Origin of the sequence: Actinomadura violacea, assembly GCF_017573465.1 — a bacterium.
GTDB classification, from domain to species: domain Bacteria; phylum Actinomycetota; class Actinomycetes; order Streptosporangiales; family Streptosporangiaceae; genus Spirillospora; species Spirillospora violacea.
On record NZ_JAGEPF010000011.1, the window covers coordinates 53442 to 75082 of the forward strand.

Sequence of the window (21641 nt, forward strand, 5' to 3'; positions counted from 1 at the left end):
CCGTCGCGAACCCCCTCAGGTCACCGGAACGCGGGCGGACGGCGGGTCCGGTCAGCCGGGGGTGATGAAGCCGGTCTCGTAGGCGAGGATGACCGCCTGCGTCCGGTCGCGGGCCTGGAGCTTGGCGAGGATGTTCCCGACGTGCGTCTTCACCGTCTGCGGGCTCACGAACAGCTCCCCGGCGATCTCGGCGTTGGAGTGCCCCTTGGCCACCAGGCGCAGCACGTCCGCCTCCCGCTCGGTGAGCTCGCCGTGCCAGCGCGCCGCCCGGCCGCCGCTCCCGGACGGCCCGCCGTGCGCGGCGGCCAGCTCCCGGATCGCGGCGGGGAACAGCAGGGTGTCGCCGTGCGCGACCATCCGGACCGCCTGCAGGATCTCCTCCGGCCGCGTCCGCTTCAGCAGGAACCCGTTCGCGCCCGCCTTGAGCGCGTCGTAGACGTACTCGTCGTTCTCGAACGTCGTCACCACGATGATCTTCGGCGGCTCGCGGACGGTGTCCAGGATGTGGCGGGTCGCCTGGATCCCGTCGAGCCGCGGCATCCGCACGTCCATCAGGACGACGTCCGGGCGCAGCCGCGCCACCGCGTCCGGCACCTCCGACCCGTCGGACGCCTCGCCGGCCACGGCCAGGTCGTCCTCGGCGTTGATGATCGCCGCCAGCCCCGCCCGGATCAGCCGCTCGTCGTCGACCAGCAGCACCTTGATCGTCATGTCCCGGACCCTCTCACGAAGCACCGCCCTTTCACGAAGCACCGCCCTTTCACAAAATCGAGCCCGGAGCCGTGCGGGCTCCCGGATCGGGACCGCCGCCGCTCAGGAGGCGCGGCCGAGCGGCAGCGACACGTGCATCCGCCAGCGGTCGCCGTCCGGCCCGGCGGTCATCTCGCCGCGCAGGACGGTGACGCGCTCGCGGATGCCGCCGAGCCCGCGGCCTCCGCCGTGCCGCGCCCCGGCCCCGCGCGCCCCCAGCGGATTGCTCATCTCCATCTCCAGCCGCTCCCCCGCGACCCCGAGGCGCAGCCGCACCGGCACCTTGCCCGCGTGCCGCAGCGCGTTCGTCAGCCCCTCCTGGACGATCCGGTACGCCTCCCGGGACACCGCCGCGGGCACGTGCTCGACCTGCGGGTCGACCTCCGAGTCGAGCCGCACGCCGGCGAGCCTCGTCTGCTCCAGCACGCGGCCGAGGTCCTTCAGCGTGGGCTGCGGCGCAGGCCGCGACCGGTCCTCGCGCAGCAGCCCGAGCACGTGGTCCAGGTCCTCCAGCGCGGCGCGCGCCGACTCCTCGATCGCGCCGAGCGCCTCGCGGGCGAACTCCGGGTCGGTGTCGAGGACGCGTCCGGCCGCGCCCGCCTGCAGCGTCACCACGCTGAGCGCGTGCCCGACCGAGTCGTGCAGCTCGCGCGCGAGCCGGTTGCGCTCGGCGAGCCGGACCGCGCGCGCCTCCAGGTCCGCGAGCCGCTCGGCGGCGGTCGGGCCGAGGAACCGCGGCGCGAGCCGCGCCAGCAGCACGCCCCCCGCGACGATCAGCGCGAGCAGCACCGCGACGCCGGCGAGCCCGGCCGGCGGCGCCGCCCACTCCGCCCACGTGCCGGGCCGGGCCCAGCCGCCGAGAAAGCGCCTGTCCCAGTCCACCAGCGGCGCCATGACCAGCACGAACGCGATCGGCGGCACGGCCAGGCTCAGCCCGCTGACGATCACCCCGGCGAACAGGTGCAGGGTGAACCACGCGGCGGCCCGCCCCCGGCTCTCCCAGGTGCCCGCGGGCCCCGGCGCGAGCTCCGCCGACGGCCCCTTCAGCAGCTCCTTCGCCAGCGAGCTCTCCAGCAGCCGCACCGACGGGACGAGCCCCGTGACGAACGCGGCGGCGGCCGGGAACACCACCAGCGCGAGCACCCCGGCGCCGACCCCGTCGAAGGGCAGCAGCGCGGCGAGGGTCATGCCGAGGAACCAGTACGGCATGAGCAGGGCGCCGCCCACCACGAGGTGGGCCCAGCGCCGCCAGGTCGTCCGCTCGATCAGCGGGCGCAGGACTGCGGACACGCCCCGATCCTGGCAGAAACCCACCGCCGCCCCCTCCCCCGCGCGACCGGCCCGGCTCCCCCGCACGGGGGACCCGGCGCCCGCGTCACGCCCCGGACCGCCGCCGCCCCCGGACCACCGTCCCGGGGCGCCGCGTCACGCCTCGGGCTGCCGGGCGGCCTTGCGGCCCTGCTCGCCCGCGAGCCGGTCGCGCTCGGCGAGCTTGGCCAGGCGCGCGTTGTAGACGGCGAGCTCGTCCTCCTCGGCGCCCGCCTCGCCGCGCGCCGTGCGCTCGGCGGCGCGGTCGGCCTTGCGGTCCAGCCGGCGGGCCTGCCGCTGGTCGTCGGCGTACCACTGGAACGCCATCACCAGCAGGACGACGAACGTCGGCACCTCGCCGAACGCCCACGCGATCGACCCGCCGGTGTGCTGGTCGTGCAGGACCGTGGTACCCCACGGCGGGTTGACGGCGTTGTACCAGCCGGCCGCGAGCGCCTGGTTGAGGTTCATCAGCGCGATGCCGAAGAACGCGTGGAACGGCATGGTGACGAACAGCAGCAGCAGCCGCAGCGGGTGCGGCAGCTGCCGGGGCGCGGGGTCGATGCCGAGCAGCACCCAGAAGAACAGGCAGCCGGACGCCAGGAAGTGCACCATCATCGCGATGTGCCCGAGGTGGTCCCGCATGAGGTCCTCGAACAGCGGCGTGAAGTACAGCGCGAACGTGCTGCCCATGAACAGGATCGTGGCGAACGCCGGGTGCGCGACGAACCTGACGAACCGGCTGTGCAGGACCGCGGTCAGCCACTCGCGCGGCCCGCGGTCGCCGCGGACCTTGGCGGGCTTGAGCGCGCGCAGCGCCAGCGTCGTCGGCGCGCCGACGACCAGGAAGATCGGCGTCAGCATGTTCAGCACCATGTGCTGCGCCATGTGCACGCTGAACAGGATCGGCGCGTACCGGGAGACGCCGGTCTGGGTCACGATGACGATCGTCAGCAGCCCGAAGAACCAGGAGGCGGTGCGTCCGATCGGCCAGGAGTCGCCGCGCCGCCGCAGCCGCAGCACGCCGCCCAGGTACAGCCCGCCGAGCACGACCACGAGGACGCCGAAGAACAGGTCGAAGTGCCACAGCGTCGCGAGCCGCTCGAGGTTGATGTGCGGCGGCATGTCGAAGCCGAGCTGGGTCTTGATCGCCGACTCGGTGCCGGTCTCCGGCGGCGGCGCGGTGCGCGCCAGCGCGACGGCGAGGCCCATGGTGCCGGCCATGACGGCGGCCTCGACGGCGGCGAAGCGGGCGAACGCGCGGGGCTTGCGGTCGTGCAGCGCCGGGATCGTCCGCTCGCGGTGCCGCCAGCCGAACCAGCCGAGCACCGCCCAGGCGATGATCTTGCCGAGGGCGAGCCGCCCGTAGTCGGTGGTGAACAGCTCCGCCGGGCTCGGGAGCCGGGAGACCACGTTGACCATGCCGCTGGCGCCGACGGTGATGTAGCACCACAGCGCCAGCCGGCTGAACCGCTCGGCCATGATCGGCAGCTTGTCGCGGCGGAGCAGCGCGTGCGCGCCGACGACCGCGAGGCCGCCGACCCACGGCGCGATCGCGGCGACGTGCAGCGCGACGCCGGTGACGGCGACCTCGTGGTTGGCCGCCGAGGCGGAGTGGCCGGTGAGCGGCGGCGGCAGCAGCGCGATCCCGGCCAGCGCGAGCAGCCCGAACGCGGCGGCCGGGGTGGTCGTGGTGCGGGCCAGCAGCGCCACCACGACGGCGAGCAGCACCACGATCATCAGCGCGGTGCCCTGCTCCAGCGAGCCGACGTAGCTGCTCAGCTCGTTGCCGCCGAGCACCTCGGTGACGGGCTGGCCGAGCACGTCGGCGACGGTGAACACCAGCGTGGCCGCCGCGGCGGCGGCCCAGCCGGCCGCCAGCCACGACGCCGCGCGCAGGTAGCCGACCGAGTCCTTCGCCAGTCTCGGCGCCTCGCGGCCGCCCTCGATCGGCAGCAGCGCGGCGCCCGCCAGCAGCGCGCCGACGGTCAGCGCGGACAGCAGGTCCATCGCCGTCCGCGACACCGGCAGCCCCCACCGGGTGGCGGCGCCGGCGTCCCCGATACCGGGGATGACCTGCTCGGTCACCGCCCCGCCGAGGACGAGCGCCGCCACCAGGACGGCGGCCGCGGCCGCGACCGCGACGGCGGCGGCGCGCAGGACCCGCAGGCCGCCCTCACTCACCGCCGTACCTCACTGACCGGCGTTCCTCGCTGCTCACTGGCGTTCCTCACTCACTGCCGGCCGCCGCTCACCGGCGGCCGTGCTCGCTGGCGGACCTCACTCGGTCGCGGCGGCCGCCTTGTGCTTGCGCTTGGCCCGGTAGACGATGGCCACGCCGATGCCGACGCCGAGCAGCACGCCGACGCCGACGATCCCCCACGTCACCATCCCGGACCCGGAGTCGGACTCCTCGGCCTGCTTCTGGTCGATCTTGAGCGGCTGCTCGTTGGTGGTCGCCGCCTCGCCGGTCTGGTCGACGGCGCCGACGCCGCCCTTGGTCGGCGCGGCCTGCGGCTGCTCGCCGGTGCCTCCGTCCCCGCCCGCGGCGGTCGCGGTGAAGGGGAGGCCGTCGGCCTGGACGGGGTGCCCGTCCGCGCCGACCACCCGGTAGCCGACCGTGTAGGACCCGGCGGGCAGCGGGCCGGTCAGCTTCTGCGTGACCGTGGTGCCCGCGTGCTCGGCGGCGCCGGACTGGAAGGCCTTGCCGTGCGCGTCCTTGACGATCACCTTCGCATTGCTGATCTTGTCGCTGAAGACCAGCTTCACCTCGGTGACGGATGCGGCGGACTGGCCCTTGCCGGGAGTGCTGCTCACCAGCTGCGTGTGGGCCAGCGCCGGGGTCGCGGTCAGCGCGCCGACAGCGGCGGCGACGAAGGCGACCATGCCGAGGCGGCGCAGGGGCCTGCGGGACGTGAGGGTTCTCATGGGGTGGCCGGGTTCTCTATGTGGGAATCAGGGCCCTTCTAGCGTACTGACGCCCCGCCGATGGCACGCCCGGGGTCGGCGAAGCCCCTCAGAGCGTGCCCAAAGCGTGATCACGGCCGTGCGCGGCGAACTCGGCGCGCAGCGCTGCGGCGTGCGCCCCGGTCATCGGCTCGTAGGCGAGGGCGCGGCCCGGCCGGACCCACACCCGGTGCCCGTCCGCCGGCTCCCAGTGCAGGCGGCGCAGCGGCCGCTTGTGCACCTTGCCGGTCGCGGTCAGCGGCATCGGCCGGACGATCCGGACGAACCGCGGCGCCCACTTCGTCCCGAGGTCGGGCTGCGCGGCGAGGAAGTCGGCGAACCGGCCGGGGTCGAACGCGGTGCCGTCGTGCAGTTCGAGCGCCGCCATCACCTGGTCGCCGGTGCGCGGGTCGGGGACGGGGTAGACGGCGCACATGACCACGGCGGGCCAGCGCGACAGGATCCGCTCGACCGGCGCGGCGGCGAAGTTCTCGCTGTCGACGCGGAGCCGGTCGGCGCCGCGTCCGGCGAAGTAGAAGTAGCCGGCCTCGTCGCGGTAGCCGAGGTCGCCGCTCCAGTACGTGCCGCCGCGGACCCGTTCGGCGTCGGCCTCCGGGTCCTTGTAGTAGCCCTCGAAGGTGCCGGCGGCGTTCAGGCCGGCGAGCTCGCCGATGGCCTCGCCGGGGTTGAGCAGGCCGCCGGCGGCGTCGAAGCGGGCGCGGGGGCACTCGGCGCCGGTGCCGGGGTCGAGGACGGCGACCTCGACGTCGGGCGGCGCGACGCCGAGCGCGTCGGGCGGCGAGTCCGGCGTCTTGCGCAGCGAGATGGCGCCCTCGCTGGACCCGTAGCCCTCGATGATCCGGCATCCGAACCGGCGCGCGAACCCGGCCATGTCCTGTGCGGACGCCTCGGTGCCGAACGCGCACTCCAGCGTGTTGCCGTGGTCGTCGGGCCGCTCGGGCGTGGCGAGGATGTAGGCGAGGGCGCGGCCGACGTAGTTGAAGTAGGTCACCCCGAACCGGCGCACGTCGGGCAGGAAGCCGGACGCGGAGAAGCGGCGGCGCAGCGCGACGGTGGCGCCCGCGTGCACGGCCATCGCGAGGTTCGCCATGACGGCGTTGCCGTGGAACAGCGGCATCGCCACGTAGGTGACGGAGTCGCGGCCGATGCCCATCATCGCGGACCGCTCCGCGATGACGGCGAGCCGTCCCTGACCGCAGGCGACCGCCTTCGGCGCCCCGGTGGAGCCGGAGGTGAACAGGAGCAGCAGCCGGTCGTCCGGCCGCGCGCCCGGGTCCCCGCCGGTCGCCTTCGGCGCGGCCTCGCGCAGCGCCGCCTCGTATCCGGGGGTGTCGACGACGAGGATCCGCTCATCCGGGATCGCTCCGCCGAGCGCGTCCAGCAGCGGCAGGTGCGCGGTGTCGGTGACGATCAGGTCGCAGTCGGTGTGCCGGACGTCGGCGGCCAGCTCGGCGCCGCGCCGGGTCGGGTTGACGCCGACGACGGTGGCCCGGGCGAACGCCGCTGCGAAGATCCAGAAGACGTACTCGGGGACGTTCTCCAGCAGCACGCCGACGTGCCGGGGGCGGCCGGGCGGCGCGGGGCAGGCGTCCGGCAGCAGCGCGGCGCGGGTCCGGGCGGCCGCGACGGCCTGCGCCCAGGTGTAGGTCTCGTCCTCGAACCGGATCCCGGGATGCCCGTCACCGGCCCGGGCCAGCAGAAGGTCCGCGAATGTCGGGCTCGCCACCTTCGTGACCCTGCCACCCAAGCTTTTGCTTGGTCAAGGGGCGGCGATCAACCGCATCCGCAATCGCAGTCGCAGCAGTCACAACCGTCACAGCAGTCGCAGTCGCAGCAGTCGCAGTCGCAGCCGCTGCAGCAGTCACAGCCGTCGCAGCAGTCGTCGCAGTGCCGGGTGCACCAGCACCGGTCCCCGCAGTCCTTGCCGTGGTGGTCGCTCCAGTCGGGCTGGAACACCCCGCAGGTGACGCACACCGCCGTCCCGGTGAAGCACGGGACCGGCCAGCCCGGACGCCGCCCCGGCGGCCGGTGCCCGAAGTTCGCGCCGCCCCCTCCCCCGCCGCCGTTCGGCGGGATCCAGCCCCCGCCGTCGCCGCCGCCGTGGCCGCCCCACTGCTGCGGCGGCTGCCCCTGCGGCGGGTACTGGCCGGGACGGTACGGCGGCTGCTGCCCCGGCCCTGGCGGCGGGTAGGCGGCGAAGACGCGGTCGACCGACCGGCGCACCTCCCGGTCCAGCAGGGCGCGGACGAGCCGCGGCCTGTCCAGCTCCAGGTCGGCCAGGGCGAGGCGCAGCCCGTGCAGGGCGTCGTCGGCGTGCCGGCGGGCCTCGGCGGGCGTCGTGCCGGTGGCCAGGAGCGGGTTGAACGCGCCCGCCGCCATGTCGTCGGCGACGTCCTCGACGGCGTCGAGCAGGTGCGCGAGGCGGCCGAAGTAGCGTCCCGCCTCCGCGAGCGTCTCCCTGTTCTTCTCCTTGCCCGCCAGGACGGCGGTGTGCGCGAACACGGCCGCGACGGCGGTCTCGGTCGGCTCGGTGAGGTCGAGCAGCCCGAGGCCCGGCTCGGCCTCCAGGACGGACTGCCGCGCGACGGCGTCGCGCAGCACCGACGGGTCGAACCCGACGGCGGCGCCCGTCCGCGCGCCCGCCGCGTCCCAGCGGGAGGCGGCCCGGCCCGCGGCGGCGGCGACCAGCCGGCGCGCGTACGCGCCGTCGCCGTCGGCGACGTGGTCGCGGGTCTTGCCGGCGGCGAGCAGCAGCGACGCGGCGGCCGCGAGCCGCGCGCCGTCCGCCTTCGCGGTCACGACCTCGGCGGTCTTCATCCCGCGCAGCGCGCACGGCCCGGCCTTGCGGCGCGGCGACAGCTCCGGAGCCTGCGCCTCGACGAGCACCGAGACGAGCAGCCCGTCGTAGTTGGTGACGAGCCGCGCCGCCTGGCCGTGCTCGGCGCGCAGCGTCAGGCACAGCCCGCACAGGTGCGCCATCCAGTCCTTGAACAGCGACCCGCACAGCACATGCTTGCAGGGACGGACCACCCCGAACACCGGCAGCTCCCAACTCAGGCGACTCGCAGCATCATTCACCGACGCAGCGGGACCCGGGACGGTTCACCCCGGAAGATCCGAAATCGTCGCGTCAGACTCCGACGCAAGTGAGGGCGCGCCGGTAGGCGGCCATGCGCGGCTCCTGCGTCCCGGTCTCGGCGAGCACCTCGGCGAGGTCGAACCACGCCTGCGCGGCCTCCCGCGAGGACTCCATGTCCTCCAGGCAGGTCGCGGCGCGGGTGAGCACCTCCACCGCGCGGTCGCGGCGGCCGAGCCGCACGCACGCCTCGCCGAGCACGGTCAGCGCGCCCGCCCTGACCCGGCGCGGCGCCTCCCCGAGCAGGTCCAGCGCCTCCTCGGCCAGCCGCACCGCCTCCGCCGGGCGGCCGAGCGCGGTCTCGGCGCGGGCCAGCTCGGTCAGGCAGCGGGCGACGTCGATCTCCCCGGCGGAGCCGGCGTTGATCTCCCCGCGCACCCGGTCGAGCAGCTCGCGGGCCTGCATCGCCTGGTCGGGCCGGGCGCGCAGCAGCAGCCCCGCGTAGACGACGCGGAGCCGGTCGAGGTCGCGCGGGTCCTCGCCGTCGCCGGCGAGCAGCAGGGCCCGCTCGGCGAGCGCGACGCCCTCCTCGTACTCGCCGCGGATCTGCGCGACGTTCGCGGCCTCCCAATAGGCGACGGTGCGGGCGCGGGCGCTGCCGATCCGCTCGGCCCGCTCGACGAGCTGGACCGCCAGCTGCCGGGCGCGGACGAGGTCGCCGCGCTCGATGAACGCGGCCAGCAGCGCCGCGCCGAGGTGCACGGCGGCGTCGGTGGAGTCGGCGCCGGTCGCGATGAGGTGCCGCAGCGCCTCCTCGGCCGCCTGCACGCCCGCGCTGATGTCGCCGCGCTCGCGCAGGCAGCGGCTCAGCGCGACGTGCACCCGGGCCCAGTGGTCGAGGTCGGCCTCGGCGGAGGCCTCCTCGGTGAGCGCGCGCAGCCCGGCGATCGCCTCCTCCAGCTCGCCCGCCGCCTCCAGCGCGAGGGCGTGCCCCCAGCGGGCCTGGTGCAGCATCTCCGGCAGCGCGACGGCGTCGGCGTTGGCGAGCACCTCGGCGAACCGGGCGCGGGCCTCGGCGGCGGCGCCATTGCGCAGCGCGATCTCGGCGTAGTCCAGGGTGACGCGCAGCTCGTCGACGACGTCCTCGCTGACGCCGCTGACGAGGTAGGTCGCCGAGCAGTTCAGCTTCACCGCGAGCAGGTCCACCACGCTCGGCGCGGGCACCCGCTTGTCGCTCTCGATCAGCGAGATGTAGCTGTCGGACAGCTCGGGGAAGGCCAGCTGCGCCTGGCTCACGCCCTGCCGGATCCGCAGGGCGCGAATGCGCTGCCCCAGTGTCTCCCGATCCATGTGACCCGCTCTTTCTCGTGGCGCCTACAGGGTTCTCGCCGGGCGCGTCGCGCGCAGGGCGAGGAAGAAGTCGACTCGGTCCTCAAGTGTGCCGAGATCCCGGCCGGTCAGGTCCTCGATTCGGCGGATTCGGTACCGAAGCGTGTTCACATGGACGTGCAGCCGGGTCGCGCTCCGGCTCCACGACCCCGAGCAGGACAGGAACACCTCGAGGGTGTGCAGGAGCTCGGCCTGCCTGCTGCTGTCGTACTCCTCGAGCGGGCCGAGCATCCGCTCCCGGAACGACCAGCGCGTCCGCTCCGGTACGGCGGCCAGCAGCAGCGCGTAGGAGTCCGCATAGGCGTCCTCGTAGGCGTCCCCGGACGTTCCGGGGGCCGGCGCGTCCACCGAGTCTCGCATTCGCACCATGGCAGGCTATAGCGGACCGTTCCCGTCACGCAGCGCTGGCCCTGGATCACTTCCCGGCACCGGCCGCGCGCGCTCGCGCGGGACCAACGCGCGCGGGGGCCCGCCGGTGGACGACGCCGGACCGCCGTACGGCTAACCTGTGCACGCCCTTTTTCGACATCAGAGCTGGTGAAGGCGGAGCACGCGCGATGTCCGAGATCAAGACGCCGGAGACCGGCCCACCCCCTCCGGCCGCCCGCGGCCCGCTGGACCGGCTCTTCGAGCTGACCGCGCGGCGCACCACGGTGGCCCGGGAGCTGCGCGGCGGGGTCACCACGTTCTTCGCGATGGCCTACATCATCCTGCTGAACCCGATCATTCTCGGCGGGGCGAAGGACGTCAATCAGGCGACGCTGTCGATCCCGCAGCTGACCACGATGACCGCGCTGTCCGCCGCGATCACCACGGTGATCATGGGGCTGGTCGGGAACGCGCCGCTGGCCCTGGCCGCCGGCCTCGGCATCAACGCGGTGGTGGCCTTCCAGGCGGCGCCGGTGATGACCTGGCCGCAGGCGATGGGCCTGGTGGTGATCGAGGGCGTGATCATCGTGCTGCTGGCGCTCACCGGCGTCCGCGAGCGGATCATGAACTCGATCCCGCTGGCGCTCAAGCACGCGATCGCGGTCGGCATCGGCGCGTTCATCGCGCTGGTCGGCCTGTACGACTCGGGCTTCGTCACCTCCAGCAAGACCAGCCCGCCGCTGTCGCTCGGCACCGGCGGCCGGCTGGAGACCTGGCCGACGCTGGTGTTCGGGCTCACCCTGCTGCTGATGATCGTGCTGTACGTGCGCAAGGTGCCCGGCGCGATCCTGATCAGCATCGTCGCCGGCACCGTCCTCGCGGTGGTCATCCAGTCCTACGCGTCGGTCCCGGACGGCGGCTGGGGCGTCGTCACCCCGGACCTGCCGAACAAGGTGTTCGCGGCGCCGGACTTCGGGCTGCTCGGCAAGGTGGACCTGTTCGGCGGGTTCGGCCGGGCGGGCGTGATCACCGCGCTGGTGGTGCTGTTCACCCTGGTGCTGTCGGGGTTCTTCGACGCGATGGGCACCATCCTCGGCATCAGCGACGAGGCCGGGCTGACCAACGAGCGCGGCGAGGTGCCGAAGCTCGGCCGCATCCTGTCGGTGGACGGCATGTCCGCCGCGCTCGGCGGCGTCACCAGCTCGTCCGCCAACACGGTGTTCGTGGAGTCGGCGGCGGGCGTCGGCGAGGGCGCCCGGACCGGCCTGGCGAACATGGCGACCGGCGCGCTGTTCGCGCTCACGCTGTTCCTCACCCCGCTCGCCGCGACGGTGCCGGCGCAGGCCGCGGCGCCCGCCCTCGTGGTGGTCGGCGCGCTGATGATGACGCAGGTCGCGAAGGTCACCTGGGACGACCTGGAGATCGCGATCCCGGCGTTCCTGACGATCGTGCTGATGCCGTTCACCTACTCGATCACGATCGGCATCGGCGGCGGCATGGTCAGCTACGCGATCATCAAGCTGGCGCGCGGGAAGCTGCGCGAGGTGTCGGTGTGGCTGTGGCCCGTGGTGATCCTGTTCCTGCTGTTCTTCGCGATCCACCCGATCGAGACGTGGCTCGGGGTGAAGTAGCGGCGGGGCCCGCGAGATTCTCACGCGAATGTCGGCCCATTTGAAAGTCTCGGACGCGGTTCCGGGTGTCAAATAGTGCCGTCATGGCGTAAGCAGAAGGTAGGGCCTTACCCCCCGGCGTGAAAGGCGTGGCTGTGGTGTCCGCGGACCGTCCCCCCGCCCCTCCCGCGCACGGGCACGTCCTGCTGGCGCCCGGCCGGTTCCCCGGCACGCTGACCGCGGCGCAGGTGGCCCGCCACCTCGCCGCCGGGCTGCGCCGCGCCCGGCCGGACGTCCCGCTGGTCGAGCTGCCCGTCGCCGACGGCGGGGACGGCACCGTCGAGGCCGCCGTCGCGGCGGGCTGGCGGCGGGTCGAGGTCGAGGTCTGCGGGCCGACCGGGCGGCCGGTGACGGCGCGGCTGGCGGTCCGCGGCCGCACCGCGGTGGTGGAGCTGGCCGAGGCGTCCGGGCTGCGCCGGCTGCCGGGCGGCAAGCCGCGCCCCCTCACCGCGTCCAGCGTCGGCACCGGGCAGCTGGTGGCGCACGCGCTGCGGCTCGGCGCGCGGCGGATCGTCCTCGGGCTCGGCGGCGGCGCCTGCACCGACGGCGGCGCGGGGCTCGTGCAGGGGCTCGGCGGGCGGCTGCTGGACGCGCTCGGCAAGGACCTGCCGCCCGGCGGGGCGGCGCTGCGCTCGCTGCACGCGCTGGACCTGCGCGCCCTGCCGGACCTGGCGGGCGTCGAGGTGGTCGTCGCGGGCGACGCCGCGGGCCCGCTGCTCGGCCGCGGCGGCGCCGCCGCGGTGGACGGCCCGCCGCGCGGCGCGAGCCGCGACGAGGTCCGGGTGCTGGACGCGGGGCTGCGCCGCTGGGCCGACCTGGCCGAGGCGGCGTCCCGGCGGGCCGCCCGCGACCTGCCGGGCGCGGGCGCGGCGGGCGGCGTCGGGTTCGCGGCGCTGGCCTTCCTCGGCGCGACCATCGAGCCGGGCGCCGCGCTGATGCTGGACCTGCTCGACTTCACCGGCCGGGCGCGCGGCGCGCACCTGGTCGTCACCGGCGAGGGCACCCTGGACACCCGGTCGCTGCGCGGCACCGCGCCGATCGGCGTCGCGCGCGCCGCGGCCCGCGCGGGGGCGCCGGTGATCGCGGTGGCGGGGCGCCGCGGGCTGACCGGCGAGCGGCTGCGCAAGGCGCGGATCCAGGCGGTGTACGCGCTCGACGACATCGAGCCGGACGCCGAGCGCCGCGTCCGCCGGGCCGGTCCGCTGCTGGAGCAGCTGACGGTCGCGATCGCCGACGAGTGGCTGCCCGTCCCGCGCCGCTGACCCCCTGGATGTTCCACAGTTTCGGGACGGGAGGCCGAACCCGCGTCTAAGATCGCCAGGGCGGGATCCGGAGAACTCCATAGCGGCACGAGGCGGGCGCACATGGCGGACGAGCGGCAGTACGACTGGGCATCACTCGGCATCGACGTGACCAAGCCGAGCATCGCGCGCACCTACGACGTCGTCCTGCGCGGCAAGGACAACTTCGAGGTCGACCGCGCGTTCGTGGACGAGATCGCCAAGATCGTCCCCGAGATCTACGACGTCGCCGCCTACAACCGGCAGGTCCTCGGCCGCGGCGTGCGGTACCTCGCCGGCGAGGCGGGCCTGCGGCAGTTCCTCGACCTCGGCTCCGGGCTGCCGACCGTGCAGAACACCCACCAGGTCGCCCAGTCGATCGCGCCGGAGAGCAGCGTCGTCTACGTCGACAACGACCCGATCGTGCTGGCGCACGGGCGGGCGCTGCTGGCCGAGAACGAGCACACCACCGTCGTCACCGCGGACGTCCGCGAACCCGAGGAGATCCTCGCCCACGACGAGGTGCGGCGGCTCATCGACTTCGGCCGCCCCGTCGCGGTGATGCTCGTCGGCATCCTGCACCACCTGCACGACGACGAGAAGCCGCAGCGGGTCGTCGACACGCTGATGGACGCGGTGCCGTCCGGCAGCCACCTGTTCATCACCAGCTTCTGCGCGTCCAGCCAGGAGGCGGTCGACGCGGAGGTGCAGTACCAGGGGCTGCTCGGCACCGGCCGGTTCCGCACGCCCGCGGAGATCGAGCGCTTGTTCGCCGGCCTGGACCTGCTCGAGCCGGGCGTCGTCCCGCTGCCACTGTGGCGGCCCGACGGGCCCGTCCCGAACGAGCTGACCGTCGGCCACCGGCTCATGTACGGCGGGATCGCGCGCAAGCCCTGAACCGGCTCCCGCGCCCACCTGGGACGCTTTACACACTGTCATCGAAAAGGGCGATGACTTTGCAACCTGCACATGGCACGGAGGGGTCCGCGCGCCGCACGCTGGAGGCGTGCGCACCAGCGTACGTCCTGGTCAGCGTTGACGGAGGAATCCCCCGTGAAGATCGGCGTCCCACAAGAGATCAAGAACCACGAGTACCGCGTGGCCATCACCCCGGCGGGCGTGCACGAGCTCACCCGGCACGGCCACGAGGTGTTCGTCGAGCGCGGCGCCGGTCTCGGCTCGGCCATCCCCGACGACGACTACACCGCCGCGGGCGCCAAGATCCTCGACGGCCCGGACGAGGTGTGGGCCGAGGGCGACCTGATCCTGAAGGTCAAGGAGCCCATCGCGGCCGAGTACCACCGGATGCGCGCCGGGCAGACCCTGTTCACCTACCTGCACCTCGCCGCGTCCCGCGAGTGCACCGACGCGCTGCTGGCCGCCGGCGTGACCGCGATCGCCTACGAGACCGTCCAGCTCCCGGACCGGTCGCTGCCGCTGCTGGCCCCGATGTCGGAGGTCGCCGGGCGGCTCGCCCCGCAGGTCGGCGCGTACAACCTGATGGCCTCCAACGGCGGCCGCGGCGTGCTGCCGGGCGGCGTGCCGGGCGTCGCCCCCGCGAAGGTCGTGGTGATCGGCGGCGGCGTGTCCGGGCTGAACGCCGCGCAGATCGCCGTCGGAATGGGCGCGGACGTCACCGTCCTGGACCTCGACGTCGACCGGCTCCGCCACATCGACGCGATCTACCAGGGCCGGATGCGGACGCTGGTGTCCAACGCCTACCTCGTCGAGCAGGAGGCGCGCGCCGCCGACCTGGTGATCGGCGCGGTGCTGATCCCCGGCGCCAAGGCGCCCAAGCTGATCTCCAACGACCTCGTCGCGGGCATGAAGTCCGGCTCGGTGCTGGTCGACATCGCCATCGACCAGGGCGGCTGCTTCGAGGACTCCCGCCCCACCACGCACGACGCCCCCACCTACACGGTGCACGGCTCGACGTTCTACTGCGTCGCCAACATGCCCGGCTCGGTGCCGAACACCTCGACCTACGCGCTCACCGGCGTCACGCTCCCCTACGCGCTGCAGCTCGCCGACAAGGGCTGGCACCGCGCCCTGCACGAGAACGCCGCCCTCGCCAAGGGCCTCAACACCCACGCCGGCGAACTCGTCTACGACCACGTCGCCGAAGCCCACAACCTCCCCTACACCCCTCTGGCGTCAATTCTCGACTAGCGGGGGCCGCGCCCAGTGCCAGTAGGGTGGGCGCATGGGGGAGCTGATCTTGCTGAGGCACGGTGAGACCGAGTGGAGCCGGGACCGGCGGCACACCGGGCGCACCGACCTGCCGCTGACGGCGCGCGGCGAGGAGCAGGCGCGGGCGCTTCCCCCGCTGCTGGCCCCGCGGCACATCGCCCGCGTCGTGGCCAGCCCGGCGGAGCGGGCGCGGCGCACCGCCGGGCTCGCGGGCCTCACGGTGGACGAGACCGACCCCGACCTGTGGGAATGGGACTACGGCGGCTACGAGGGGATCACCACGGCCGACATCCGCAAGGAGCGGCCCGGGTGGTACCTGTGGGACGACGGCGTGGTCCCGGGCGACGCGGAGCACCCCGGTGAGAGCGTCGAGCAGGTCGGCAAGCGCACGGACGCGGTGCTCGCGCGGGTGCGGCCGCTGCTGGCGGAGGGCGACGTGGCGCTGGTGGCGCACGGGCACGTGCTGCGGGTGCTGACGGCCCGCTGGCTGGGGCTGGAGCCGGTGCTCGGGCGGGCGTTCGCGCTCGCCACCGGGACGCTGTCGCTGCTCGGCACCGAGCACGGCCACCCGGTGATCACCTCGTGGAACGTCCCGGCCGATCCGACCGCATAAAATACCCCTCGGGGGATCTCCCCCGGCGGGGCGACCGAGGGCCCGCGCGGCCCCGGAGTGATTGCGAGGACGGAGATGGCGACCAGCGAGACCCCCACCCGCGGGTACACCGCCACCAAGGACCAGCTGCAGACCCGGCTCGCCCGGATCGAGGGGCAGGTCCGCGGCATCGACCGGATGGTGGCCGACGACCGCTACTGCATCGACATCCTCACCCAGATCAGCGCCGTCCAGGCGGCGCTGGACAAGGTCGCGCTGGGGCTGCTGGACGGGCACGTCCGGCACTGCGTGGCGGAGGGGACGCAGGAGGGCAAGGGCGAGGAGATGTCCACCGAGCTGATGGCGGCGGTCGGGCGGCTCATGCGCCGCGGCTGACGCCGCCGCAGAGCGGGTCGTCGCCGCCGGCCCGCTCCATCATCTCCACCAGCGTCCGCCAGCCGTGCAGGAAGTGCTCGCGCTCGGCCGGGCCGAGCGCCTCGAGGGTCATCCGCAGCGGCCGCAGGCGCCGCCAGGCGAACCGCTCGACGAGCTCGCGGCGTTCCGCGGACAGGCTGACGATCATGCGGCGGCGGTCCCGCTCGTCCGGGCGCCGGTCGACGAAGCCGCCGCGCTGCAGCTCGCCGACGAGCTGGCTGACGGTGGCGGGGCTGAGCGCCATGTGCCGGGCGAGGACGCCGACGGGAACGGGGCCGTTCAGCACCAGGCCGATCAGCACGGGGACGTGCCGGGGGCCGAGGCCGGCCGCCTTGACCAGGCCGATCAGCTCCTCGGCCTCCTCGTGGGCGGTGGAGCCCTTCATGCCGCGGAACATCCGGCCCATGATCTGGACCATGGTCTCCAGGTCGGCGTCGACGCCGGTGCCCGTACGGGCGTCCGCGCCGCCGGACGCGGCGGCTGCGCCTGACTTCCCGGACATACCTTGAATCTCAACACATTCCGTGTTGCAGTGTAAATACGTTGAACTTCAAGGCGTTTCAAGCTTTCCACAACGGGGACACGGGGCAACCGGAGCACACACGAGGGGGCCGTCCATGGCCGAGAGCCCGCCCACCGATCTCGCGCCGCCGGGCGCGTCCGCCGCGACCGAGCGCCTGGATCCGCAGGTCATCCTGCTCGGGCTGGTCATCGTGTCCGGGACCGTCATGGCGATCCTGGACACCACCATCGTCAACGTCGCGCTGCAGACGCTCGGCAAGGACTTCCACGCGAGCCTGTCGACGATCCAGTGGACGATCACCGGGTACACGCTGGCGCTCGGCACGGTGATCCCGATCACCGGCTGGGCGGTCGACCGGTTCGGCGGCCGCCGGGTGTGGATGCTGTCGATCGTGCTGTTCGTCGCCGGGTCGGTGCTGTCCGGCTCGTCCTGGAACATCCAGTCGCTCATCATCTTCCGCGTCGTGCAGGGGCTCGGCGGCGGCATGCTGATGCCGACCGGCATGGCCATCCTCACCATGGCCGCCGGGCCTCGGCGGATGGGGCGCATCATGAGCATCGTGGGCGTGCCGATGCTGCTCGGCCCCGTGCTCGGCCCGGTGATCGGCGGCTGGCTGGTCGAGGACGTCGACTGGCGCTGGATCTTCTTCGTGAACCTGCCGGTCGGCGCGCTCGCCTTCGCCCTGGCCTGGTGGAAGGTGCCGCACGAGCAGGAGGGGCAGGGCGGGGGCGGCTCCTCGGCGCTGGACCTGCGCGGGCTGTTCCTGCTGCCGCCGGGGTTCGCGCTGCTGATCTACGGGCTGTCCACCGCCAACAGCAACGGCGGCTTCGGAAGCACCTCGACGATCGCGTGGCTGCTGGCCGGCGCCGTCCTCGTGGTGCTGTTCGTCCTGCACAGCCTGCAGCGGCGGGAGCGCTCGCTGATCGACGTCCGGCTGTTCACCGACCGGACGTTCGCGACCGCGTCCGTCGCGGTGTTCCTCGTCGGCATCGCGCTGATGGGCTCGATGCTGCTGATCCCGCTGTACTACCAGACCGCCCGCGGCGAGGGCGCGCTCGCGGCCGGGCTGCTGCTGGCCCCGCAGGGCCTCGGCGCCGCCACCGCGATGCCGTTCTCCGGCATCATCACCGACAAGCTCGGCGCGGGCCGCATCGTCCCGTTCGGCATCGTGCTGCTGGTGGTCGGGACGATCCCGTTCGCGCTGGTCGGCGCGGACACCTCGTACTGGTTCCTCGGCGCCGCCCTGTACGTGCGGGGCCTCGGACTCGGCTGCACGATGATGCCGACGATGTCGGCGGCGCTGACCACGCTGGCCCGCTCGGCGGCGTCGCGGGCGAGCAGCACGCTCAACATCCTCGTCCAGCTCGGCGGCTCGGTCGGGGTGGCGCTGCTCGCCGTCATCCTGTCCCGGCAGATCAGCTCGCGGCTCCCGCAGATGGGCGGGAAGGGCGGCGGCGCGGGGGTCGGCCAGATCCCCGACCGGATCCGCGAGCAGGTCGCGCCGAAGCTCGCGGACGCGTTCGGCACGACGTTCTGGGTCGCGATGGTCCTCACCGCGGTGCTGATCGTCCCGGCGCTGCTGCTGCCGAGGCACGGCACGCACACCGCCGAGGGGCCGGACGCGGCGGCGCGGGACGACGCTCCCCCGCCGATGGCCTGACCCGATCCCCCTCGGAGCCCGTCAGGACGCGATGGACCAGGTGGCCAGGTCCGCCTCGTGCGCGCGCGTGAGGCGCCTGGCCCGCTGGGCGTCCGGCGAGTACCGGTACCGCTCCGGGACGACGTGGGTCGTCCGGTACAGGCCCTTGAGCGCCAGCGTCGCGGCGAGGTCGGACGTCGGCAGGCCCGGCAGCCCGTACATGCGGCGGGCCCAGCGCGGCAGCGTCGACACCACCAGCATCGCGACGCCCGGCGCGGCGAGCTTCAGCGGCATCAGGTGCTGCGGGACGGCCGGGCTGAACATCCGCTTCAGCCCCTCGCGGGCCTCCCGGCACGCGAAGATCTGCCGCCGCATGTCCGCGTAGTAGTCCTTCATCTCGGCGACCGACCCCGGCACGTCCGCCGGGTCGAGGCCGACGACGGCGGCGGCGCGGCGCTGCTCGTCCACGAACGCGTCCGCGTCGGCGGCGGTCAGCGGCACCCCGGCGCGGCGCGCCACGTCGAGGTAGGAGTCGACCTCACCCATGTGCACCCAGAGCAGGTTCTCGGGGTCGTCCACCGGGAACGTCTCGCCGGTGCGCATGTCGAGGCCGGTCAGCTTGGAGTGCAGCTTGCGGACGCGGCGCCCGACCCGCTCGACCTCCGCGTGCGTCCCGTAGGTGCGCACCCGGACGAACTCGACGGTCCGGCCGAGCCGCGCCCAGGCCGCGTCGGGGTTCATCAGCTCGGAGTTCTGCGCGGTGCCCCACATCGTCCGGGGATGCAGCGCCTGCAGCAGCAGCGCCCGGATCCCGCCGGCGATCAGCACCGGCTCGCCCATCACCTGCCAGGTCACCGAGCCGGGCCCGAACAGGCCGTGGTCCTCGGGCCCGCCCGTCGCTTCGTCGCGCACGTCGACCGCCTTCCTCTCCGCGGCCGAGGAAACCACGCCGGCCCCGGTAAATGAAGACTTACCCGGCTATGGCGTGCGTCACACGCGCCCGGCGGCGGCCTGCGGGGCGGCGGCCGCGGCGGCGCTCAGTCCTCCGGCTCGTCCACCGCCTCGTCGCGCTCGCCCGGCTCGGTCTGCTCGGCGACCCAGGCGAGGTAGTCCAGGCTGCCCGCCACCACCGGCGTCGCGATGATCTCCGGGGTGTCGTAGGAGTGCAGGTCGGTGATCAGGGTGGCGAGCTCGTCGAAGCGGTCGGCGGTGGTCTTGAACACCACCATCCACTCCTCGGCGGTCTCGATCTCGCCCTCCCACCAGTAGGTGCTCGCGACCGGGCCGACGAGCTGGGCGCACGCGGCGAGCCGTTCGGCGACCGCGGACCGGGCCAGCCCGGCGGCCTCGGCCCGGGCGTCGGTGGTGGTCGTCACCTGCACGTAAGACTGCGCCATGCCACCTTTGATTCCCGCTCGCCCGGCCCGCACTCGTCACCGGGCGGCCGGGTGGACGACCAGCGCGCTGCCGCCGCCGCGCCGGACCGGCTCGGCGACCGCCTGGACGAGCCCGGGCCGCAGGAACTCCAGCCCGGTCGCCGCGCCGATCACGCCCGCCGGCGGGCCCGGGAAGACCTCCAGCCGGTGCCCGCGGGCCGCGAGCGCCTTGCCGTACCTGTCGATGAACGCCTGCTCGGCGAAGACCTGCGGGGTGTTGCGCTGGGTGGCGCGCGGCGCGTCCAGCGCGGCTGGCAGGTCCATGCCGAGGTCGATCCGGTTCACCAGGATCTGCAGCACGGTCGTGATGATCGTCGAGCCGCCGGGCGTGCCGAGCGCCAGCTTCGGCCGGCCGTCCTTGAGCACGATCGTCGGCGCGATGCTGCTGCGCGGCCGCTTGTGCGGGCCGGGCAGGTTCGGGTCGGGCAGGCCGCCGGGCGCGGACGGCGTGAACGAGAAGTCCGTCATCTCGTTGTTCAGCAGGAACCCGCGCCCTGGGACGGTGAGGGCGCTGCCGCCGAACTGCTCGATCGTGACGGTGTAGGAGGCGACGTTCCCCCACTTGTCGGCGACGACCAGGTGCGTCGTCTGCGGTCCCTCGGCGGCCAGCACGCGGGTCTGGGTGCCGGGCGGGACGCACGGCTCGTACGTCCCGTCCGGGCTGCCGGGCGGGACGGGCGCCGCGGCGGCCTGGTCCGGCTTGATCAGGCAGGCGCGCTCGCGGGCGAACCCCTGGGACAGCAGCTCGTCCAGCGGCACCTTCACCTTGGCGGGGTCGCCGACGTAGGCGCCGCGGTCGGCGTAGGCGAGCTTCGACGCCTCCAGGTAGTAGTGCAACGCGGTGACCGGGTCGCGCGGGTCGAGCCGGAAGTTGCTCAGGATGTTGAGCGCTTCGCCGACCGTGGACCCGCCGGACGACGACGGCGGTTCGCCGTACACGTCGTAGCCGCGGTAGGAGACGTGCGTGGGCTGCTTGGACAGCGCCGTGTAGGCGGCGAGGTCACTGGCCTTCATGACGCCGGGGCGGACCACACGGGCCGCCTTCGGGTCGACCGGCGGCTTGGTCACGGTCTGGACGACCTCTTTGCCCAGTTCACCGTGGTAGAGCCAGCCGGTGCCGTGCTTGGCGAGCTGCTTGTAGGTGTTCGCGAGGTCGGGGTTCTTGAACACCGACCCGACCGCGGGCGGCTTGCCGCCGGGCAGGAACAGCTCGCGGGTCGGGACGATGTCGCGGAAGCGCGCCTCGTTCGTCGCCGTCTGGTCGTAGAACTCCTGGTCGACCACGAACCCGTGCTCGGCGACCTTGATCGCGGGCTGCAGCAGCGCGCCCAGCTTCCGGGTGCCGAACCGGTGCAGCGCCAGGTCCCACTGGGCGAGCGTGCCGGGGACGCCGACGCTGAGGCCGCTGGTGACGGCGTCGTCGAAGGAGAGCGGTTTGCCGGTCTTCGGGTCGATGAAGTAGTCCGGCTTCATCGACGCCGGGCCGAACTCGCGGCCGTCCAGCGCGTACACCTTGCGGTTCTTGGCGTTGTAGTACGTCATGTAACCGCCGCCGCCGATGGCCGACACGTACGGCTCGGTGACGCCGAGGGTGGCGCCGGCGGCGACGGCGGCGTCCATCGCGTTGCCGCCCCGCTTGAGGACGTCGAGGGCGGCGCGGCTCGCGTCCGGGTCGACGGTGGAGACGGCGCCGCCGTAGCCGGTCGCGACGGGCTGCTTGGCCTGCGGGCGGTGCCCGCCGGGCGGCGCGGCCGGCGCGGGCGTGCCCGCGGCGGCGGCCGCGGGCACGGCCAGCGCGGCGGTGACGGCGAGGGCGGCGGCGAACGCGGTGCGGCGGAGGGCGCCGGAGGGCGAGGGGCGCTGTGCTTGGCGGGACACCGAACCTCCTGTGGGACGCGGCGCCCCTACGGTGTCACCGATCTTCACCGATTGCCACCGTCCGCACCGGCCGACCCCGGCCGCCCGCGGGCGGCGCACCGAAAGCGCTTTCCTTCGGAAATGGCGGATTGGTGGGAAC

The 21641-nt window shown here is 74.0% G+C and carries 18 protein-coding genes and 1 pseudogene; 7 read left to right on the top strand and 12 right to left on the bottom strand.

Features of this window, described 5'->3' with window-relative positions; translation table 11 throughout:
• Positions 1 to 51: 51 nt before the first annotated feature.
• The 8 genes and pseudogenes from J4709_RS18435 to J4709_RS18470 form a co-directional block, all read right to left on the bottom strand.
• Positions 52 to 711: a response regulator gene (locus tag J4709_RS18435; RefSeq protein WP_208242348.1), complete on the bottom strand. Its 660-nt coding sequence runs from the start codon at positions 709 to 711 to the stop codon at positions 52 to 54.
• A 102-nt stretch (positions 712 to 813) separates the two neighbouring features.
• Positions 814 to 2040, bottom strand: a complete 1227-nt coding sequence (locus tag J4709_RS18440) for a sensor histidine kinase (RefSeq protein WP_307801345.1) — start codon at positions 2038 to 2040, stop codon at positions 814 to 816.
• 135 nt (positions 2041 to 2175) lie between these two features.
• Positions 2176 to 4242, bottom strand: coding sequence for a bifunctional copper resistance protein CopD/cytochrome c oxidase assembly protein (locus tag J4709_RS18445; protein WP_208242350.1), 2067 nt, complete (start codon positions 4240 to 4242; stop codon positions 2176 to 2178).
• 96 nt (positions 4243 to 4338) lie between these two features.
• Positions 4339 to 4986, bottom strand: coding sequence for a copper resistance CopC family protein (locus J4709_RS18450; RefSeq protein ID WP_208242352.1), 648 nt, complete (start codon positions 4984 to 4986; stop codon positions 4339 to 4341).
• A gap of 88 nt (positions 4987 to 5074) precedes the next feature.
• On the bottom strand, positions 5075 to 6751 hold the full coding sequence (locus J4709_RS18455; RefSeq protein WP_208242354.1) for an AMP-binding protein: 1677 nt from the start codon (positions 6749 to 6751) through the stop codon (positions 5075 to 5077).
• Between the two features lie 47 nt (positions 6752 to 6798).
• Positions 6799 to 8064 carry a DUF5685 family protein gene (locus J4709_RS18460; RefSeq protein ID WP_208242356.1) on the bottom strand — a complete coding sequence of 422 codons (1266 nt, stop codon included), beginning with the start codon at positions 8062 to 8064 and terminating at the stop codon, positions 6799 to 6801.
• A gap of 91 nt (positions 8065 to 8155) precedes the next feature.
• Complete coding sequence (locus tag J4709_RS18465; RefSeq protein ID WP_208242358.1) at positions 8156 to 9451, bottom strand: helix-turn-helix domain-containing protein; 1296 nt, start codon at positions 9449 to 9451, stop codon at positions 8156 to 8158.
• Between the two features lie 24 nt (positions 9452 to 9475).
• A pseudogene (locus J4709_RS18470) lies at positions 9476 to 9793 on the bottom strand (PucR family transcriptional regulator); the annotation flags it as partial.
• 254 nt (positions 9794 to 10047) lie between these two features.
• Here J4709_RS18470 and J4709_RS18475 point away from each other — a divergent pair.
• The 6 genes from J4709_RS18475 (at position 10048) to J4709_RS18500 (ending at position 15987) form a co-directional block, all read left to right on the top strand.
• A complete protein-coding gene (locus J4709_RS18475; RefSeq protein WP_208242362.1) occupies positions 10048 to 11490 on the top strand; it encodes an NCS2 family permease in 1443 nt (480 codons plus the stop codon).
• A gap of 134 nt (positions 11491 to 11624) precedes the next feature.
• Positions 11625 to 12791, top strand: coding sequence for a glycerate kinase (locus J4709_RS18480; RefSeq protein WP_307801347.1), 1167 nt, complete (start codon positions 11625 to 11627; stop codon positions 12789 to 12791).
• Between the two features lie 102 nt (positions 12792 to 12893).
• A complete protein-coding gene (locus J4709_RS18485) occupies positions 12894 to 13706 on the top strand; it encodes an SAM-dependent methyltransferase (protein ID WP_208242363.1) in 813 nt (270 codons plus the stop codon).
• 156 nt (positions 13707 to 13862) lie between these two features.
• The gene (ald, locus tag J4709_RS18490; RefSeq protein ID WP_208242364.1) at positions 13863 to 14978 is read left to right on the top strand and encodes an alanine dehydrogenase; all 1116 of its coding nucleotides are present in this window, start codon (positions 13863 to 13865) and stop codon (positions 14976 to 14978) included.
• Between the two features lie 34 nt (positions 14979 to 15012).
• Entirely contained in the window at positions 15013 to 15612 is a 600-nt protein-coding gene (locus J4709_RS18495) for a histidine phosphatase family protein (protein WP_208242365.1), read from the top strand.
• 75 nt (positions 15613 to 15687) lie between these two features.
• Positions 15688 to 15987: a metal-sensitive transcriptional regulator gene (locus tag J4709_RS18500; protein WP_151546637.1), complete on the top strand. Its 300-nt coding sequence runs from the start codon at positions 15688 to 15690 to the stop codon at positions 15985 to 15987.
• Here the strand turns inward: J4709_RS18500 and J4709_RS18505 are convergent.
• Positions 15971 to 16528 carry a MarR family winged helix-turn-helix transcriptional regulator gene (locus J4709_RS18505; RefSeq protein WP_232383705.1) on the bottom strand — a complete coding sequence of 186 codons (558 nt, stop codon included), beginning with the start codon at positions 16526 to 16528 and terminating at the stop codon, positions 15971 to 15973. The genes J4709_RS18500 and J4709_RS18505 overlap by 17 nt on opposite strands.
• A gap of 115 nt (positions 16529 to 16643) precedes the next feature.
• Here J4709_RS18505 and J4709_RS18510 point away from each other — a divergent pair, with 115 nt between their 5' ends.
• Positions 16644 to 18209 carry a DHA2 family efflux MFS transporter permease subunit gene (locus tag J4709_RS18510; RefSeq protein ID WP_208242366.1) on the top strand — a complete coding sequence of 522 codons (1566 nt, stop codon included), beginning with the start codon at positions 16644 to 16646 and terminating at the stop codon, positions 18207 to 18209.
• Positions 18210 to 18230: 21 nt separating this feature from the next.
• Here J4709_RS18510 and J4709_RS18515 read toward each other — a convergent pair whose 3' ends face one another.
• The 3 genes from J4709_RS18515 to ggt all read right to left on the bottom strand — a co-directional run bounded on the left by J4709_RS18515 (position 18231) and on the right by ggt (position 21502).
• Complete coding sequence (locus tag J4709_RS18515) at positions 18231 to 19100, bottom strand: oxygenase MpaB family protein (RefSeq protein WP_307801349.1); 870 nt, start codon at positions 19098 to 19100, stop codon at positions 18231 to 18233.
• Positions 19101 to 19225: 125 nt separating this feature from the next.
• Entirely contained in the window at positions 19226 to 19585 is a 360-nt protein-coding gene (gene cutA / locus J4709_RS18520; protein WP_173099817.1) for a divalent-cation tolerance protein CutA, read from the bottom strand.
• Between the two features lie 36 nt (positions 19586 to 19621).
• Positions 19622 to 21502 carry a gamma-glutamyltransferase gene (gene ggt / locus J4709_RS18525; RefSeq protein WP_208242367.1) on the bottom strand — a complete coding sequence of 627 codons (1881 nt, stop codon included), beginning with the start codon at positions 21500 to 21502 and terminating at the stop codon, positions 19622 to 19624.
• Positions 21503 to 21641: the final 139 nt, after the last annotated feature.

Bases quoted from the DNA above. Each gene is read 5' to 3' on its own strand.
- J4709_RS18435 (WP_208242348.1), bottom strand. From the start codon at position 711: ATGACGATCAAGGTGCTGCTGGTCGACGACGAGCGGCTGATCCGGGCG.
- J4709_RS18450 (WP_208242352.1), bottom strand. From the start codon at position 4,986: ATGAGAACCCTCACGTCCCGCAGGCCCCTGCGCCGCCTCGGCATGGTC.
- J4709_RS18465 (WP_208242358.1), bottom strand. From the start codon at position 9,451: ATGGATCGGGAGACACTGGGGCAGCGCATTCGCGCCCTGCGGATCCGG.
- J4709_RS18475 (WP_208242362.1), top strand. From the start codon at position 10,048: ATGTCCGAGATCAAGACGCCGGAGACCGGCCCACCCCCTCCGGCCGCC.
- J4709_RS18485 (WP_208242363.1), top strand. From the start codon at position 12,894: ATGGCGGACGAGCGGCAGTACGACTGGGCATCACTCGGCATCGACGTG.
- J4709_RS18495 (WP_208242365.1), top strand. From the start codon at position 15,013: ATGGGGGAGCTGATCTTGCTGAGGCACGGTGAGACCGAGTGGAGCCGG.
- J4709_RS18500 (WP_151546637.1), top strand. From the start codon at position 15,688: ATGGCGACCAGCGAGACCCCCACCCGCGGGTACACCGCCACCAAGGAC.
- J4709_RS18505 (WP_232383705.1), bottom strand. From the start codon at position 16,528: ATGTCCGGGAAGTCAGGCGCAGCCGCCGCGTCCGGCGGCGCGGACGCC.
- J4709_RS18510 (WP_208242366.1), top strand. From the start codon at position 16,644: ATGGCCGAGAGCCCGCCCACCGATCTCGCGCCGCCGGGCGCGTCCGCC.
- cutA (WP_173099817.1), bottom strand. From the start codon at position 19,585: ATGGCGCAGTCTTACGTGCAGGTGACGACCACCACCGACGCCCGGGCC.